The 17,618-nt window shown below is 64.7% G+C and carries 12 protein-coding genes; 3 read left to right on the top strand and 9 right to left on the bottom strand.

Translation table 11 applies throughout. The features are described from left to right. Positions 1-4: 4 nt before the first annotated feature. The 3 genes from NX05_RS14960 to rpoE form a co-directional block, all read right to left on the bottom strand. Positions 5-1,591, bottom strand: coding sequence for a DegQ family serine endoprotease (locus NX05_RS14960; RefSeq protein ID WP_039435605.1), 1,587 nt, complete (start codon positions 1,589-1,591; stop codon positions 5-7). A gap of 109 nt (positions 1,592-1,700) precedes the next feature. After that, positions 1,701-2,612 (bottom strand): sigma-E factor negative regulatory protein, encoded by a 912-nt coding sequence (locus NX05_RS14965; protein WP_039435608.1) that lies wholly within the window; start codon positions 2,610-2,612, stop codon positions 1,701-1,703. Beyond that, a complete protein-coding gene (gene rpoE / locus NX05_RS14970) occupies positions 2,609-3,229 on the bottom strand; it encodes an RNA polymerase sigma factor RpoE (RefSeq protein ID WP_007962205.1) in 621 nt (206 codons plus the stop codon). The genes NX05_RS14965 and rpoE overlap by 4 nt, the downstream gene beginning before the upstream one ends. Positions 3,230-3,464: 235 nt before the next feature. Between rpoE and NX05_RS14975 the strand changes: the two genes are divergently transcribed. Further along, positions 3,465-5,546: a 3-hydroxyacyl-CoA dehydrogenase NAD-binding domain-containing protein gene (locus NX05_RS14975; protein WP_039435610.1), complete on the top strand. Its 2,082-nt coding sequence runs from the start codon at positions 3,465-3,467 to the stop codon at positions 5,544-5,546. A 217-nt stretch (positions 5,547-5,763) separates the two neighbouring features. Here NX05_RS14975 and NX05_RS14980 read toward each other — a convergent pair whose 3' ends face one another. The 6 genes from NX05_RS14980 to NX05_RS15010 form a co-directional block, all read right to left on the bottom strand. Continuing rightward, positions 5,764-6,729 carry a cation diffusion facilitator family transporter gene (locus tag NX05_RS14980; protein ID WP_039435612.1) on the bottom strand — a complete coding sequence of 322 codons (966 nt, stop codon included), beginning with the start codon at positions 6,727-6,729 and terminating at the stop codon, positions 5,764-5,766. A gap of 493 nt (positions 6,730-7,222) precedes the next feature. Beyond that, positions 7,223-8,125 (bottom strand): 3-hydroxyisobutyrate dehydrogenase, encoded by a 903-nt coding sequence (gene mmsB / locus NX05_RS14990; RefSeq protein WP_080762900.1) that lies wholly within the window; start codon positions 8,123-8,125, stop codon positions 7,223-7,225. 165 nt (positions 8,126-8,290) lie between these two features. Further along, complete coding sequence (locus NX05_RS14995) at positions 8,291-9,466, bottom strand: enoyl-CoA hydratase/isomerase family protein (RefSeq protein ID WP_039435613.1); 1,176 nt, start codon at positions 9,464-9,466, stop codon at positions 8,291-8,293. After that, positions 9,466-10,263: an enoyl-CoA hydratase gene (locus tag NX05_RS15000; RefSeq protein WP_039435616.1), complete on the bottom strand. Its 798-nt coding sequence runs from the start codon at positions 10,261-10,263 to the stop codon at positions 9,466-9,468. Before NX05_RS15000 ends, NX05_RS14995 begins: the two co-directional genes overlap by 1 nt. Beyond that, positions 10,260-11,441 carry an acyl-CoA dehydrogenase family protein gene (locus NX05_RS15005; RefSeq protein ID WP_017121671.1) on the bottom strand — a complete coding sequence of 394 codons (1,182 nt, stop codon included), beginning with the start codon at positions 11,439-11,441 and terminating at the stop codon, positions 10,260-10,262. Before NX05_RS15005 ends, NX05_RS15000 begins: the two co-directional genes overlap by 4 nt. Positions 11,442-11,451: 10 nt before the next feature. After that, positions 11,452-12,957 carry a CoA-acylating methylmalonate-semialdehyde dehydrogenase gene (locus NX05_RS15010; RefSeq protein WP_039435619.1) on the bottom strand — a complete coding sequence of 502 codons (1,506 nt, stop codon included), beginning with the start codon at positions 12,955-12,957 and terminating at the stop codon, positions 11,452-11,454. 138 nt (positions 12,958-13,095) lie between these two features. On the opposite strand from NX05_RS15010, the gene NX05_RS15015 reads away from it, so the two are divergent. After that, the gene (locus NX05_RS15015; RefSeq protein WP_039435621.1) at positions 13,096-14,481 is read left to right on the top strand and encodes a helix-turn-helix domain-containing protein; all 1,386 of its coding nucleotides are present in this window, start codon (positions 13,096-13,098) and stop codon (positions 14,479-14,481) included. Between the two features lie 357 nt (positions 14,482-14,838). Then, positions 14,839-17,532 (top strand): TonB-dependent receptor, encoded by a 2,694-nt coding sequence (locus NX05_RS15020; protein ID WP_039435623.1) that lies wholly within the window; start codon positions 14,839-14,841, stop codon positions 17,530-17,532. Positions 17,533-17,618 lie beyond the last annotated feature (86 nt).

The following is a 17,618-nucleotide window of genomic DNA, read 5'->3' on the forward strand; positions in this document are numbered from 1 at the left end:
CCTCTCAGCCGCCGGCCTTCAAGGCCACATAGCTGGTCGCCTTGCCGTCGGTGACCAGCAGCATGACCACGTCGCCCTTTTTATAGCTGGACAGGGCACGGTTGAGCTCGGCGACGCTACCCACCTTGGTGCGGCCGACGCGGGCGATGATCAGGCCCGGCGAGAGCGGCGGCTGGGTGCTGCGTGCCGCCGCGCCGGTGACCGAGGCGATGCGCACGCCCTCGCCCGCTTCCAGGCCCAGGCGACTGCGTTCGGCAGCGGTCAGGTCAGCGACTTGCAGGCCGAGCAATTCCACGCTGGCCGGGGCGCTGGGCTTGGCCTCATCAGCCGCAGTGCGCGGCGCGACGTTCTCGCCGCCGTCCTGCAGTGGTGCGAGGGTGACCGTCACCTTGCGCGGCTTGCCCTCGCGCAGTACATCCAGGGTCACCTTGGCGCCCGGCGGCATCAGCCCGATCATCGGCGGCAGATCGCTGGCGACATCGATCGACTTGCCGTTCACCGCACGGATCACGTCGCCCACCTCGATGCCGGCCTTGGCTGCCGGGCTGCCGGCCGGGATGTCGTTGACCAAGGCACCACGGCTGTCCGGCAAGCCCAGGCCCTGGGCCTTGAGCGAGTCGATCGGGCCGACCGCCACGCCCAGCATGCCGCGACTCACGTGGCCGGTGGCCTTGATCTGCTCGGCCGCGCTGAAGGCCAGGTCGATCGGGATCGCGAAACTGATGCCCATGTAGCCGCCCGACGCGGAGAATATCTGCGAATTGATGCCGACCACCTCGCCACGCGTATTGAGCAGCGGGCCGCCGGAATTACCCTGGTTGATCGCCACGTCGGTCTGGATGAAGGGCACGTAGCGCTGGTCGGCGTACGGATTGCTGCGGCCGGTGGCGCTGACGATGCCAGCGGTGACCGAGTGATCCAGGCCGAACGGCGAGCCGATCGCCACCACCCACTGGCCCGGCTTGAGCATGTTCGAATCGCCCAGGCGCACGGTCGGCAGGCCCTTGGCCTCGATCTTCAGCAGCGCCACGTCGTATTGCTCATCACTCCCCACCACCTTGGCCTTGAACTCGCGGCGGTCGGTGAGCTTGACGGTGACTTCGCTGGCACCATCGACCACGTGGTGATTGGTCAGCACATAGCCGTCGGCCGAAATGATGAAGCCCGAGCCCATCGACTTGCCGGCGATGCCGCCGTCGTCATCGCCCTGCCCCGGACCACCCGGCCCCTGGCGTGGTCCACCGGGCATCTGAAAATCCGGTCCGAAGAAACGGCGGAAGAATTCCGGCATCTGCTCGTCATCAGGCATCGCACCGCCACCGCGACCACCCGGACCACTGCGCTGCTGGCGCGCCATGGCGTCCTTGCGGGTGATGGTGGTTTCGATATTGACCACGCCCGGTCCGACCTGCTCGACCAAATTGGTGAAGTCCGGCAGCCCCGCCACCAGCTGTGGCGCTGGCGTGGCACTGCGGTTGGCGGCAATCGGGGCGACGTCCTTGGCAGCGGGTGCGGGCTGCTGCGCGCAGGCGGCCAGCGGCAGGGTCATGGCGATCAGGCCGAACATCTGGGTGCGGATGCGATGGTTCATCAGGTTGCCTCCGATGGCAGGGCGACAGGGGGCGGAACCCGCGCAACAACACGGGCCCGGCACGATAACGGGAAGGAGAATGCCGAACGGATAAAGACAGACGACAGGGTCAGTTCTGCGGGAGCTGCACCGGCAATGGCCGGTTCGGCGCCGGGCTGGCGACCGTCTGTGGCGCTGGCTCAAACGGATAGAACGTGGTGCCTGGACGGCTCTGGCGGAAACTGGCGTTGAGCGGACTTTCGCTCGGCCCGGACAAGGCCGCGCGCGGCCACGGGCGTGCCTGCAGCGTAGTGTCCGGATGCGTGAACGGGTTGGACGGCGCAGCCGCAACGGCAGATGAAGCGGCAGATGAAGCGGCAGATGATGCCGGTGCCGGTGCTGCCGCAGCCACCATGCGGGTCGGCGCCTGCTGCTGACGCGCAGCTGCACTGCGTGCGACTTGTTGATTGCGCGTTGCCGCACCGCGGCCCGTGGATGCCAGCGCAGCGGCAGGCACGGCCGCAGCGAGCGCAGCCACCTGATCCGGCGTTTCCGGAAGCGGTGCAGCCGGCGCCTTGGGTGCCACGGGGACCTGCGGCGTTTGCGATGCAGGCGGAAGCTGCGCTGCGGTGGCGTACACACGTGTTTCGGCACCGGGCGCTGCCGCTTCGGGCAGGCGCTCGCGCGCCATGAACAACGCAATCGCCGCCACCGATGCCGCAATCGCGGCGCCGCCACCCCAGCGCCAACGCGCGCCTGGGCGAGCGGCAGGCTGCGCTTGCGGGGCTGGCTCCTCGGCAATGGCGCTGCGCACTCGCGCTGCGAAATCCAGCGGCGCCGGCGCACTGGCCGCACCGCGCAGCACATCGCCGCAAAGCTGCCAACGCTCGTGGCAACCTGCCAATTCTTCGTCGTGGGCCAAACGGCGCAGCAGAAAGCGCGACTCGTCGGCACTCAATTCGCCGTCGACCAGCGCAGACAGCTGCTGGCGATAGTGAAGCTCGAACTTGTCGGGGGTGGACATGGCGGGGTTATGGCTCATACACGGTGTCGCTCACGGGTAGCGCTTTCGGTCTCCAGCAGAGGCCGCAGCTCGATGTCGATGGCCTCGCGCGCCCGGAAGATGCGTGAGCGCACCGTTCCGATCGGGCAATCCATCTTTCGCGCGATGTCCTCATAGCTCAGCCCTTCCACCTCGCGCAGGGTGATGGCCGACCGAAGTTCTTCCGGCAGAGCTTGGACCGCGCGCATCACTGTTTGTTCCAGCTCCTGTCGCATCAATTCGCGCTCCGGGGTGTCGGTGTCGCGCAATCGGGTCGCACCATCGAATTGCTCGGCATCGCTGATCTCGATGTCGTCGGTGGGCGGGCGGCGGTTGTGCGCAACCAGATGGTTCTTGGCAGTGTTGACGGCAATGCGGTGCAGCCACGTATAGAACTGGGCGTCGCCACGAAAACTGTTGATTGCGCGGTACGCGCGCACAAACGTGTCCTGGGCAACGTCCTGGCATTCGCTCCAGTCGGCGATGTAGCGCCCGATCAACGCAACGATCCGATGCTGGTATTTGCGCACCAGCACATCGAACGCCGCACTTTCGCCGCGCTGCACACGCCGGACCAGTTCCAGGTCCAGCTCCTGAGGTGTATCGACTTCGGCCATGTCGGGCCGCACTCCTGTCAGCCCACCGAAGTCGGGCAATGAGACCGCCATTGAAAAGAAAAGTTCATACCGAACCGTACGACCGTCACGCATCAGGGTAGCGGTCCCGATGCACCGCTGGCGACGCCGCGCCGGAGCGCGCATCTGCCCTGTCGACAGGTATGGGTATTTGACGTGAAGGAAACAACCTCTGGATGATAACGACCTTTCATTCTATTGCCGGACGGCCAGACGCATGCTTCCAGGTTTCGACGGGCTCCGATTCAGCCATTGGCAGACCGACCTGCGCGAGGACGGCGTGGTCGTGCTCAGCCTCGATCGCCAGGGCGCACCGGTCAACGCATTTTCGCAGGAGGTGCTGCTGGAGTTGGGCGCCTTGGTTGAACGCCTGGCACTGGATCCGCCCAAGGGCGTGGTGCTGCGCTCGGGCAAGGCCAATGGCTTCATCGCCGGCGCAGATCTGAAGGAATTCCAGCAATTCGACCGCAAGGGCACCGTCAACGATGCGATCCATCGCGGTCAGCAGGTGTTCCAGAAGCTGGCCGAACTGCCCTGCCCCACGGTCGCGGCGATCCACGGCTTCTGCATGGGAGGCGGCACCGAAATCGCGCTGGCATGCCGCTACCGCGTGGCCTCCGACGATGGCAGTACCCGCGTCGGGTTGCCGGAAACCAAGCTCGGCATCTTCCCTGGCTGGGGCGGCAGCGCCCGCTTGCCGCGGCTGATCGGTGCGCCGGCGGCGATGGACCTGATGCTCACTGGGCGCACGGTGTCGGCCAAGGCAGCGCGCGCGATGGGCCTGGTCGACAAAGTCGCTGCCCCCGCCGTGTTGGTCGATGTGGCTGTTGCACTGGCGCTCGCAGGTACGACGCGTCCGTTCAAGCAGCGCGCCACTGCATGGGTCACCAATACTTTGCTGGCGCGCAAAATACTGGCACCGCAGATGCGCAAACAAGTTGCGCGCAAGGCACGCAAAGAGCATTACCCGGCGCCGTATGCGTTGATCAATGTGTGGGAGCGAGTTGGCGGTAGCGGCATCCAGGTGCGGCTGGCGGCCGAGCGCAAGGCGGTGGTCAAACTCGCCAGCACACCGACCGCACGTAACCTGATCCGCATCTTCTTCCTGACCGAGCGCTTGAAAGCGCTGGGTGGCAAGGATGCAGCCGGTGCGGCAGCGGCGCCGATTCGCCACGTGCATGTGATCGGCGCTGGTGTGATGGGCGGCGATATCGCGGCGTGGGCGGCCTACAAGGGCTTCGAAGTCACGTTGCAGGACCGCGAGCAGCGTTTTATCGATACGGCGCTGACGCGCGGTGGCGAACTATTCGCCAAGCGCGTCAAGGACGACGCCAAGCGGCCGGCCGTGGTGGCGCGTCTGCGCGGTGACCTGGCCGGTGCGGGCGTGACGCAGGCGGATCTGGTGATCGAGGCGATCATCGAAAACCCGCAGGCCAAGCGCGAGCTGTATCAATCGATCGAGCCGCAGCTCAAGCCGGATGCATTGCTGACCACCAATACGTCTTCGATTCCGCTGACCGAGTTGCGTGGCCACATCCAGCGCCCGGCGCAGTTCGCCGGCCTGCATTACTTCAACCCGGTGGCGATGATGCCGCTGGTGGAAATCGTGCAGCACGATGGCCTGGATCCGGCCAACGTGGCGCGCTTGGCTGCGTTCTGCAAGGCATTGGACAAGTTCCCGGTGCCGGTGGCCGGCACGCCGGGCTTCCTGGTCAATCGGGTGTTGTTCCCCTACCTACTCGAAGCGGCCACAGCATATGCGGAAGGCATTCCCGGCCCGGTACTGGACAAGACCGCGGTGAAGTTCGGCATGCCGATGGGGCCGATCGAATTGATCGACACCGTTGGCCTGGACGTGGCCGCCGGCGTGGGTGCGGAGTTGGCGCCATTCCTACACTTGCCGATTCCGGCAGCGCTGGCCACGGTGGAAGCCGGCAAGCGCGGCAAGAAGGACGGCCAGGGCCTGCACAAGTGGGAGAACGGGCGCGCGGTCAAACCCGAAGTTGCTAGCGGCTATAGCGCGCCTGCGGATCTGGAAGATCGTTTGATCCTGCCGCTACTCAACGAAGCAGTGGCATGCCTGCACGACGGCGTGGTGGCCGACGCAGACCTGCTCGATGCCGGCGTCATCTTCGGCACCGGCTTCGCACCCTTCCGCGGCGGCCCGATCCAACACATCCGCAGCGTCGGCGCAGACGCGCTGCTGGAGCGTCTGCAGGCGCTGCACGCACGTTATGGCGAACGTTTCGCACCGCGCCCGGGTTGGGACTCGCCGTTGTTGCGGGAGGCGGTGGTGTAAGCCAGCCGCTATCTATCGAGAGCATTTGATTTGCGAGAAGGCTGCCGTTGGCGGCCTTCTTTTCGTGCGTCAGGACAGCAGCTTGCAGAGGTTGGCACCTATTCCTTCGCAGTCGACATCTATGTAGATATGTTGCGCTAGAGCCGAACCCTTCCTGTTGATTGTGCAGATCAAAACGCGCTAATTCGATGACCTGCCGACCTGCTGTTACAAGACCTTAATGATGGGAGTGCCCATGCGCATGACTGTGCCCATGATGCACGTCATGGCCAGCGTCTGCAGCGGGCTTTGGCGTGCCGCACGGTTCGGTGCCGCAGTCGCCGCTTTCCACCTGCAGGGTGACGTGGGCGATGTCGAAGCGGTCGCGCAGCAAGGTGCCGAGCGCGTCGCGCAGACCGTCGCGGTCGGTTGCCTCGTTGACGACGATGTGCACGGTAAGCGCAGGCGTGCTGGAGGCCAGCGCCCACACATGCAGGTCGTGCACGTCTTCGACATCGGGATGGCTGGCGAGTGCCTGCTGCACCTGGGCCAGGTCGATGCCCTTGGGAACGCCTTCGAGCAACACGTTGATCGCCTCGCGCAGCAGCACCCAGGTGCGCGGGAGCACCCACAGGCCGATCAGCACGGCCAGTACCGGGTCGATCCACTGCCAGCCGGTCCAGTGGATCAGCAAGGCGCCGATGATCACCGCCACCGAGCCGAGCATGTCGCTCCAGACCTCCAGGTAGGCGCCCTTGACGTTGAGGCTTTCGCCGCTGCCGGCATGCAGCAGCTTCATCGCGATCAGATTGATCACCAGGCCGAAGCCGGCGATCAGCAGCATGCCGCTGTAGGCGATGTCCTGCGGGGCGCGAAAGCGTTGCCCGGCTTCCCACAGGATGTAGCCGCCCACTGCGAACAGCAGCGCGCCATTGGCCAATGCGCCGAGCGCTTCGAGCCGCACATAGCCATAGGTGCGCCGGGCATCGGCCGGGCGACGGCTCAAGCGCACTGCGACCAGCGCGATCATCAGGCCGACGGTGTCGGTGGCCATATGGGCGGCGTCGGACAACAGCGCCAGGCTGTTGGTCACGAACGCGCCAATGATCTCTGCCACCAGGAAGGTAGCGGTCAGGCCCAGCGCCCACCACAAGGGTGTTTCGTGGCGAATTTCGCTGGGTGCGTGGTTGTGGTCGTGTCCCATGGAGGTCGTGGTCTCGTGCGATGCGCGCACCTTAGGCGCACGCGATGACGGAGACTATTACACCTACATGTGATGACATCACATCACGCGAGCCATGCGGATGGCCGGCAAAGCGCAGTGGTTGCGCTAATGCAGAGCGTGATGGGTGCAGTCACGACCTGGATGGAAGGCACCAGCACTGGCGATCACGCAGGAATGCTTTGGTGTCACCTTTGTGTGTGTCCGCAGTCGCAGCGTGCTCTCGAACACCGGCGACGTGCCCCAGGACCACGCGGCGCACGCGCTCGAAGTCCCAGATGCTGACGAGCCTTTTGAACAGGGCGCACGCTCGCGCATGCAGTCCGAGGTGGTCGCGTGCGCCGCTTGCCGACAACACATTGATGACCTGTGACAGCAGTCGTCTCCACTGCCGCTGAAGGCGAATTGACACCTGGTCCAGGCGCCCCTCCACGCTCCGCACCGCCCCATCAATGAGCAGCACGGGCCGGACTCTTCAGACCTTGGCGACCAGCTTGACCACACTGGAGAAATCCAGCGCCCCATTACCAGCCTGGCTGTTCATTGCATACAGGTTGCGCGCCAGCTCACCGAGCGGAATCGAGACGCCGGCCTGCACGGCCGATTCGGCGACTAGACCCAGATCCTTGAGCATCAGGTCGTTGCCGAAGCCACCGCTGTAGCCGCGCGATGCAGGGGCATTGGGCAGCACGCCGGGCCAGGGATTGCACACTTCGGTGGCCCAGCTGCGCCCGGTGCTGACTGCCATCATCTGCGACAACACTGCCGGATCCAGGCCCTGCGCCACGCCGAGCGCCAACGCTTCGCCGGTGGCCGCCATGATCACGCCCAAGGCCATGTTGTTGCAGAGCTTGGCGACCTGCCCTGCCCCATTATCGCCGACATGGAAAATGTTCTTGCCCATGGCTTGCAGCACCGGGCGTGCGCGCTCCAGCACCTCGACAGCGCCGCCGACGATGAAGGTCAGCGTGCCGGCTGCGGCACCGGCGGTGCCACCGGAGACCGGGGCGTCCAACATTGTCAGGCCACGCGCCTTGGCCGCATCAGCCACCTTGCGTGCTGAGACTGGTGCGATGGTGCTGCAGTCGATGACCAGCGCGCCGGGCGGAATCTGCGCCAGGATGCCGGAGTCGCCCAGATACAGGCCTTCGACGTGGCGGCTCGCAGGCAGCATCGAGATCACGATCTCGGCATCGGCCAGCGTGTCCTGTGCAGAGCTGGCTGCATGCGCGCCGGACGCTGCTGCAGCGTCCAGGGCAGCCGGTGCGAGATCGAACACCCGCAGCTGATGCCCGGCCTTGATCAGATTGGCGGCCATTGGCCCGCCCATATTGCCCAGGCCAATAAAAGCGATCTTGCTCATGGTGTCGGTTTCCAAATTAGGACGGTCTTCACTACATTGCCGATGTCATCGCGGATGACTGATAAGCACGGAGCAACTACCAGTTTTCAGCTGCGATGACACACGATGAGAGGCGGCAATCGCGATGCAATCCGGCGTAAGCAAACACGCTTCGCGAGTTGCCAGCCACTCGGTGCAGACCTAGGTCGCCGCTCCCAATTCGGCAAGCGGATGCTGTGCAGCCGACCAGGGCGCAACGAAGAAGTCGGCAGCCCACTGCGCATCGGCTGCTTCCAGCGATGCTGGCTGCCAGTGCGGTTGACGATCCTTGTCGATCAACAGCGCGCGGATGCCTTCGGCAAAATCGCCATGTGCCGCCACGTGCAATGCGACCATGTATTCGGTACGGAAGGTGTCGGCCAGCGTCGTGGTACCCGGATGACGATGCAGCTCCCAGGCCAGGCGCGCCGAACCCGGAGCGCCTGCCGCCAACGTGGCGCGTGCAGCCTGCAGCCAGCTGTCTCCGCTCTGCAGCGCCAGGATTGCAGCCACGACGTGTTCAAGCGATTCGCCGGCCACCAACTGTTCGATCAGCTGTGCATGGAGCTGAAGCGGGCCCGGCTCGGTCGGTTGCGCGATGCCATGCAGGAATGCACTGAGTTGCGTGCGGTCGTCGTCGGCATTGCCCGTCCAGGCGTGCGCACTCAGCGCATCCAGCACCGCTGCGTATTGCGCATGCTCCAGGCGCACGTCGGCGAGCCCTGCATAAATCGCATCGCTGGCATCCAGCGAAGCGCCGGTGAGTGCGAGAAACAGGCCGGCGCCCTGCGGAACACGGCGCAGCAACCGGCTACCGCCCACATCGGGAAACAAGCCGACGCTGATTTCCGGCATGGCCAGGCGCGAGCGTTCGGTGACCACGCGATGGCTGGCACCGGCCATCAGGCCAATGCCACCGCCCATCACGATGCCGTGGCCCCAGCACAGCAGCGGCTTCGGGTAGGTGTGGATGCGGTGGTCGAGCCGGTATTCCTCTTCGAAGAACGCGGCGGCATGCGCGTTGGCCTGCGGCGCTGCGCGTCGCGCTGCACTGTCGGGCACTGCATCGCGATGCGCACGCATGCTCTGGTACAGGCCATGCAGATCGCCGCCGGCACAGAACGCTTTTTCACCGGCGCCACGCAACACCACACATGCGATCTGCGCATCGTCGGCCCAGGCGCGCAACTGCGTATCCAGCAGCCGCGTCATCTGTAATGACAAACCATTGAGCGTCTTGGGGGCATTCAAGGTAGCGATACCGATGCGATGTCCATCGGCACAGGTGCGCTGCTCAAACAGCACAGGTGCGTCGTCGGTTGCGCTGACCTCCGCCATCAGTGGTTACTCCACTGCGGTGCGCGCTTGTCCAGAAATGCGGCCACGCCTTCGGCCTGATCTGCGTGTTCGAACAGATCGACGAACGCCTCGCGCTCGGCAATCAGCGCGGCCGCGTGCGTGCCATGGCGCGTGGACTGCACCAACTGCTTGCACGCCGCCACACTGACCGGGCTCTGCTTGCCGGCACGTTGCGCCCAGGCAATCGCCAACGCGCGTGACTCGCCCTTCCCAACCACCTCTTCCACCAAACCGATGCGCTGCGCCGTGGCAGCGTCAACACGCTCACCGAGCAGGATCATGCGCTTGGCCCAGCCTTCGCCGACCAAGCGCGGCAGGTTCTGGGTACCGCCTGCGCATGGCAGCAGACCAACGCTGGCTTCGGGCAAGGCGAGATGTGCTTGCTGCTCGGCGATGCGCAGATCGCAGGCCAGTGCGCACTCCAGCCCGCCGCCCATCGCATAGCCGTTGATCGCAGCGATCGCCACGCCACGGAACGCAGTCAAGGCTTCGAATGCTTCGCCAAACCGGCGCGCCGCCTCGCGTGCATTGGCCTTGTCACCATCGGCAAACTGTTTGAGATCGGCGCCGGCGCTGAAGAACTTCTCGCCTTCGCCAGTGATCACCAGCGCGTAGATGCTGCGGTCTGCATCCAGTGCGCGCACCAGATCGCGCAAGGCCGCCAGGCTGTGCACGGTCCAGGTGTTGGCCGGTGGGTTGCTCAAGGTCACGATGGCCAGGTGACCATCGCGCTCGACCTGAAGACCGGGATGGACGCCCTGTTCCCAATCGCTCATCGCAGTTCCTCCTCGCCATTGAGCAGATGACGCGCCACGATCATGCGCATTACCTCGTTGGTGCCCTCCAGAATGCGGTGCACGCGGCTGTCGCGCAGCAAACGCTCGATCGGATACTCGCGGATGTAGCCGTAGCCGCCGTGGATCTGCAAGGCATCGTCGCAGATCGCAAAGCCGGCATCGGTGGCGAAGCGCTTGGCCATCGCACACCACACGGTGGCATCGTGGCTGCCGGCATCGAGCTTGCGTGCAGCGGTGTGCACCATCTGCCGCGCGGCCACCAACTGCGTGGCCATGTCGGCCAACTTGAATTGCAACGCCTGGAAATCGGCCAGTTTCTTGCCGAACTGGCGGCGCTCGCCCATGTAGCGACGCGCGGCATCCAGTGCGCCTTGCGCGGCGCCCAAGGAACATGCGGCAATGTTGATGCGGCCGCCATCCAGCGCCTTCATCGCCATCTTGAAGCCTTCGCCTTCCTTGCCAAGCAGATTCTCGGCCGGAATACGCACGTTTTCGAAGGTGACACCGCGCGTGGGCTGGCTGTTCCAGCCCATCTTTTCTTCCTTGCGGCCATAAGTGATGCCAGGCGCATCGGCCGGCACCACAAAGGCGCTGATGCCACGTGCGCCGTCTTCGCCGGTGCGTGCCATCACCACCAGCACATCGGTCGCGCCAGCGCCGGAGATGAAGGCTTTGCTGCCATTGAGTACATAGCTGTCGCCATCGCGCTGCGCACGGGATTTCAGCGATGCCGCATCCGAGCCGCTGCCCGGTTCGGTCAGACAGTACGAGCCCAGTTTGGCGCCGCTGGTCATCGCCTCGCCCCACTGCGCACGCACCGCATCGGTGCCGTAGCTGGCGATAAACCAGGTGGCCATGTTGTGGATGCTGATGAAGGCCGAGGTGGACGGGTCCACTGTGGCAAGTTCTTCGAACACCACCGCCGCATCGAGCCGGCGCATGCCCAGGCCGCCCACGCCTTCATCGGTGTACAGCCCGCAAAAACCGAGTTCGGCCGCCTTGGCAATGGCTTCGCGCGGGAAGTGACCTTCTGCGTCCCACTGTGCTGCGTGCGGGGCAAGCTCCTTGTCGGCGAAATCGCGGGCGACGGCGCGGAAGGCTTCCTGCTCGTCGTTCAAATCGGCCGCGTTGGGATATAGCTGGATGGCTGCGTTCATGGCAATCGGGTCACTTGAGAGAGATGGTGGTGTTGACGCCATGGCACAGCGTCTCGTCGTCGAACCAGCGCGCGGTCACGGTCTTGGTCTGGGTGTAGAACATCACCACCTGCTTGCCGTACGGGCCCAGGTCGCCGAGCTTGGAGGCACGCGAACCGGTGAAGGAAAACAGCGGCACCGGCACCGGAATCGGCACGTTGATGCCCACCTGACCCACATCGATGTCCTCCTGGAAACGCCGCGCAGCCGCGCCGGATTGGGTGAACAACGCCGTGCCGTTGCCATTGGGATTGGCGTTGACCAAGGCAATGGCCTCGTCCAGCGTGGCGGCTTCCAGAATCACCAGCACCGGCCCAAAGATTTCTTCGTCGTAGATGCGCATGCCGGGTTTGACGCCGGAAAAGATGGTCGGCCCAACAAAGTTGCCTTGCTCGAACCCCGGCACCTGCGGCGCGCGGCCATCCAGTTCCAGGGTGGCGCCCTGCTCCACGCCGGAGGCGATCAAGCCTTCCACACGCTCGCGTGCGGCGCGGGAAATCAGCGGGCCAACTTCGGTGCCCGGCGCATTGCCGGCGCCGATTTTCAGGCTCTTGGCCTTGGCTACCAACTCCGGAATCCACGTGCGTGCTTCACCCACCAGCACCAGCGTGGAGGCGGCCATGCAGCGCTGCCCGGCGGCACCGAATGCAGCGCCAACCATCGCATTGAGAGTCTGCTCGCGGTTGGCATCCGGCAGCACCACGGCGTGGTTCTTGGCACCCATCATGCATTGCACGCGCTTGCCGGCCAGCGAGGCGCGTTGATACACGTGCGTGCCCACCTTGGTGGAGCCGACGAACGACAGCGCCTTGATGTCGCGGTGATCGCATAGCGCATTGACCACCTCTTCGCCGCCGTGCACGACGTTGAGCACGCCCTTGGGAATGCCGGCTTCCAACGCAAGCTCCACCAAGCGCATGGTCACCATCGGATCTTGCTCGGAGGGCTTTAGCACGAAGGTGTTGCCGGTGGCGATCGCCATCGGGAACATCCACAGCGGAATCATCGCCGGGAAGTTGAACGGGGTAATGCCAGCGCACACGCCCAGCGGCTGTAGCAAGCTGTAGGTGTCCACGCCGTTGGCGACGTTGTTGGCCAGTTCGCCCAGCTGCAGATTGCCGATTGCCGCAGCGTGCTCCACCACTTCCAGACCACGGAACACATCGCCTTCGGCATCGGCCAGGGTCTTGCCCTGCTCGGCGCTGAGCAGCGCAGCCAGTTCAGGCATGTGTTCGCGGATGAGCTGCTGGTACTTGAGGAAGATACGTGCGCGCGTGCCAATCGGCGTCTTTTGCCAGCTGACGAAGGCGCGGCTGGCAGCGACCACTGCGGCGTCCACTTCGGCGGTGGTGGCGAAGGGGACCTGGGCAAGCACCGATTGATCGGCCGGGTTGACCACGTCCTGCCAGTGCGTACTGGCGGACACCACCAACTCGCCATCGATCAACAAGGACACGCGCGGGACGGATTCGCTCATTGCAGGGCTCGCTAGTTAAGAAGGACTCCGGGCCGTTGCCGGCCATCGATTCGCATTGTTCGCATCGCTACCTGGCATTCCCAGCTTGCGACTGCTTAATCGCGTTAAGCTCGCGACACAATTTTGCGAATCTTGCGAATGCCTCACGCCCACTCCCAACTCCGCCACCAGCTCGGCCTGCGCCTGCAGCGGCTACGCCAACGCCATGGTTTAACCCAGGCCGAGTTGGCGCGCCGGCTTGGCCTGTCGCCGAGCTATCTCAACCAGATCGAACGTAACCAGCGCCCGCTCACGCTGGCGATCCAGCAGCGACTCAAAGCCACGCTGGGCGACCTGGACGGCCTACTGGACCTGGACGACCCGGCCGCATTGGTCGAGCCGCTGGACGAATCGTTGCGCAGCCTGGGCCACCCCCTGCTACCCGCCGAACTACGCACGCTCACCGGCAACCTGCCGCAAGTAGCGCAGGCGCTGCTGGACCTGCATCGCGCGCATCAGCATCTGCTCGAACGCAACGCCGCGCTGGAATTGCAGATCGGCGTCGAGCACGCGGCGATGCCATCGCTGTCGCCTGGCGAGCAGGTGCGCGACTACTTCAACCGCGCGCACAACTATCTGCCCGAACTGGACGAGCGCGCCGAAGCGCTCTACGCCGAACTTAGATTGACCCCGGAAAATCTGCCGCTGCGGCTGCGCCAACGGCTCGCCGATCGTCATGGCCTGCTGGTGCAGGACGCCGCCGACCTGCGCAGCGACAAACGCAGCATGGATGCGCAGGCACGCGTGCTGTGGCTACCGGGCCACCTACGGCCGGGCCAGCAGGCGTTCCAGATGGCCGCGCAACTGGCATTGCTGGAATGCGCGCCCCTGCTGGACGCGCGCATTGCCGATGCCGGTTTCGAAGACGCCGAACGCATCGCGCTCTCGCGGATTGGCCTGTCGAACTATTTCGCCGGCGCGCTGGTGATGCCGTACAGGGCGTTCCTGCACAGCGCACAAACCTCGCGCTACGACATCGAATGGTTGGCCCACCGCTTCGACGTAGGCTTCGAAGCAGTGTGCCACCGGCTCAGCACCTTGCAGCGGCGTGGGGCAGCCGGTTTGCCGATCTTTTTCATGCGGGTAGACCGCGCCGGTAACGTCTCCAAGCGTCACTCGGCCACTGACTTCCACTTCTCGCATGTCGGTGGCGCCTGCCCGCTATGGATCGTGTACGAAGCCTTCAACCAGCCCGACCGCATCCTCACCCAGATCGCGCGCATGCCCGATGGCCGGCGCTATTTCTGGCTGGCCCGCCAGGTCAGCAGCGGCCCACCCGGCTATGGCCGGCCGCGCAAGACGTTTGCCCTGGCGATGGGCTGCGACCTGCGCCACGCCGATCAACTCGTCTATGCACGCGGCTGGGATTTAAACGCAGTAGACGATGCGGTACCGATTGGCCCGGGCTGCCTGACCTGCGAGCGCAGCGACTGCGTGCAGCGCGCGTTTCCTGCGCTGCCGCGTTTGCCGGCAAGGGCGCGTTAGCGTCGTGCTGGACATTGGGAATGGAGAGTTGGAATCGCAATTGCTACACCGACTTCCTTCGAGCAAGCGAACACCATTACCGCAGCGCAGCATTCCAAGCCGAGATAGCTGCCGCAAAATGCTTCATTGGAATGGAATGACTTGCGCTTCTACCCTGAAGCGGACACATGCAAGACAGGGGGACGCCAGCGCGACGCATCGCGCTTGCCGCGCCACGCAAACGACCGCACAACGCCCATCACGCAGCACTGCACCACTCGCTACGCCCGCGTGGACGCGCCAGACCCGCCCCATGCGGCTGGCCGCACCAGCAGCCACCACCTTATTGGGTCACTTTGTCCTGGGAGGGATCAACCGATGCCTGTTCACCATACCGGCCGTCCGGCCAGCCGGCGCCTGCGCCGCACGCCTGTCCGCGACATCCTCTGCACCACCATTGCCTGCGTGCTGGCTACCGCGTTCAGCGCGCACGCGCAGGAAACCGCGCCCGCCACGCCGCCGGCCAGCGACACCAACACCGCCGCCAGCAATGGGCAGGCGCCGGTGATGCTCGACAACATCACCGTGATCGGCCAGCGCGCCAGCCTGAATCAGGCCGTGCAAGCTAAGCAGATGTCCGATCACGTCATGGAAGTGATCTCTGCAGACAACATGGGTCAGATGCCCAATGTCACCGTGGCCGAGGCACTCGTGCGCCTGCCCGGCGTCAACGGCACCCGCGACCGCGGCAACGAGAGCCTGGCCACCGTGCGCGGCCTGGGCCCGCGCATGACCATGGGCACCGTCAACGGGCGGGAAATCGCCTCCTCCGAACCCAATCGTGCGGTGCGCTGGGAAGTGTTTCCCACCGAGATCGTCTCCACCGTCAAGGTCTATAAGACGCAGTCGGCCGATCTGGTCGCCGGCGGTCTTGCCGCCACCGTGGACATCTCCACCATCAGCCCGCTCGACTACACCGGGCCGGGATTCGTCGGCACCGCCGGCCCGGTGTTCTACGACCACGCCAAGGATGTGGACGGCTACTCGCCGTGGGGCAGCCGCTTCGGCGCCAGTTGGGTGCACAAAATCAACGACAACCTGGCGGTCGCGCTGGGCGCCACCTATCAGAAGCAGAAGAACGCCAGCTCCTCGATCGGCAGCTGGGGCTATACCGATGCCACCACCTCGCGCGATGTGGATGGCGACGGCACCGTGGACCCGACCCCGTGGGGCGCGGCCGACCAGCTCAAGCTGATCGACCAGACCCGCAGCGGCGCGATGGGCACCGTGCAATGGCGCTCGGGCAATTTCGAATTGAAGTTCGACGGCCTGTATTCGCGCATCGAAATCGACGAAGACCAGTTGCAGAACTGGTTCAACGGGCTGGCGTTCAGCACCTTCTCCGGCAACACCAATCCATACACCACGCCGGGCTCGTCCTACACCATCGTCGATGGCGATGTGGTGGCCGGCACGCTGGGCAATTCGAACCTGCAGGTCGACCATGTGGTCAGCCACTACAACGAGGTCAAGACACTCACCGCCGGCGGTTTGAACGCCAAGTGGAGCGGCGATGTGTGGACCCTGGGCAGCGACCTGTCGTTCTCGCAGGCCAAGCGCGACAACACCTGGCAGGCGGTGCGTTTCGGCAGCAACCCGGACACGGTGTCGTTCGATTTCCGCCGCAGCGTCACCCCCACCATCAGCACCAGCTCGGACACGCCCGAATATGGCATTGCCGGGCAGACCGAGCCGCAGGCACTGCGCGACAAGATCGCCGCACTGGCCCTCAATGCCAGCCGTGCAGTGGATGCCGGCCCGTTCACGTCGCTGGAATTTGGCGCGCGCGTTGCACGGCGCGAAAAAGAGAACCGTCGCTTCCTCAGCAACCAGTCCGGCTACGATCAGCCGATCTCGGCGTACCAAGACCTGATCTACCCGGTGACCATGCCGGACTTGAACGTGCCCACGCTGACCGGCGGCAACATGGCCGAGATCGCGCGCATCGGCTTCGGCGGTTTCGATCCGAGCACGCTCGACGAACAACTGCTTGACCATTGGAACGTCAAGGAAGACGTGCGCGAAGCCTTCGCCGAAGCGGTCTTCAGCTCGCAGCTGTTCGGCACCGATGTCACCGGTAATGTCGGCGTGCGCCTGGTCAACACCAAGACCACCAGTGATGGGTTTGATTCGGTCGGCAGCACCATCCAGCCCAGCACCGGTAGCAAGGAATACACCGATGCGCTGCCCAGCGCCACGCTGAATTTCCTGATCGACGACCAACGCATCTTGCGCTTTGCGGTGGCCAAGGTCATTGCGCGTCCGCCCCTGGACGAACTACGCACTGGCCGCCGTCTGGACGACCCCAGCGTCACCGTTGGCCAGCTCACCGGCAGCGGTGGCAACCCGCAGCTGGATCCGTTCAAGGCCACGCAGGTCGATGTCTCCTACGAGTGGTACTTCCACACCGAAGCGCTCGCCGCCCTGGCCGTGTATCGCAAGGAAGTGGATTCGAGCATCGGCTACCGCACCGACCGCGAAGTGATCAACGGCCTGGATTACCTGGTCAGCGCGCCGTTCAATGGCGGTGGCGGTTACATCAATGGCGTTGAACTCACCTTCCAGACACCGTTCTATTTCATCCCGCACATGGAAAACTTCGGCGTCTACTCGAACTATTCGCTGGTGGATTCCAACCTCAAGGAATTCTCGCCGGAAGACAACCCGCTGCCGTTGAGCGGGCTGGCACGCAAGACCGGCACATTCGACCTGTGGTACAGCACCGGCACCTTCGAAGCGCGCGTGGGCTACAAGTACCACAGCCCCTACACGGTGGTGTACGGCTGGAATGCTGCACGGTTGGCGCGCCTGCAGAGCGAAGGCACGGTGGATCTGAGCTTGAACTGGCAGTACAGCAAGCAGCTCGGCTTCCGCTTCCAGGCCAGCAATCTCACCAACGAGCCGCTGCGCGCCTACACCGACAACAAGCCCAACCGTCTGGCCAATCAGGACGATGGCGGCTACCAGGTGTTCGGTCGTCGTTACCAGCTGGAAGCCACTTACAAATTCTGAGCATTGCTCGATCGGCTGCCCATGCTTCTGCGCAGCCGATCCGGTCTTTGCATACCTGCATAACACCGCAGCCGCTGTGTGCAATT

It is taken from the genome of Xanthomonas vasicola, from assembly GCF_000772705.2.
Classification (GTDB): Bacteria; Pseudomonadota; Gammaproteobacteria; order Xanthomonadales; family Xanthomonadaceae; genus Xanthomonas; species Xanthomonas vasicola.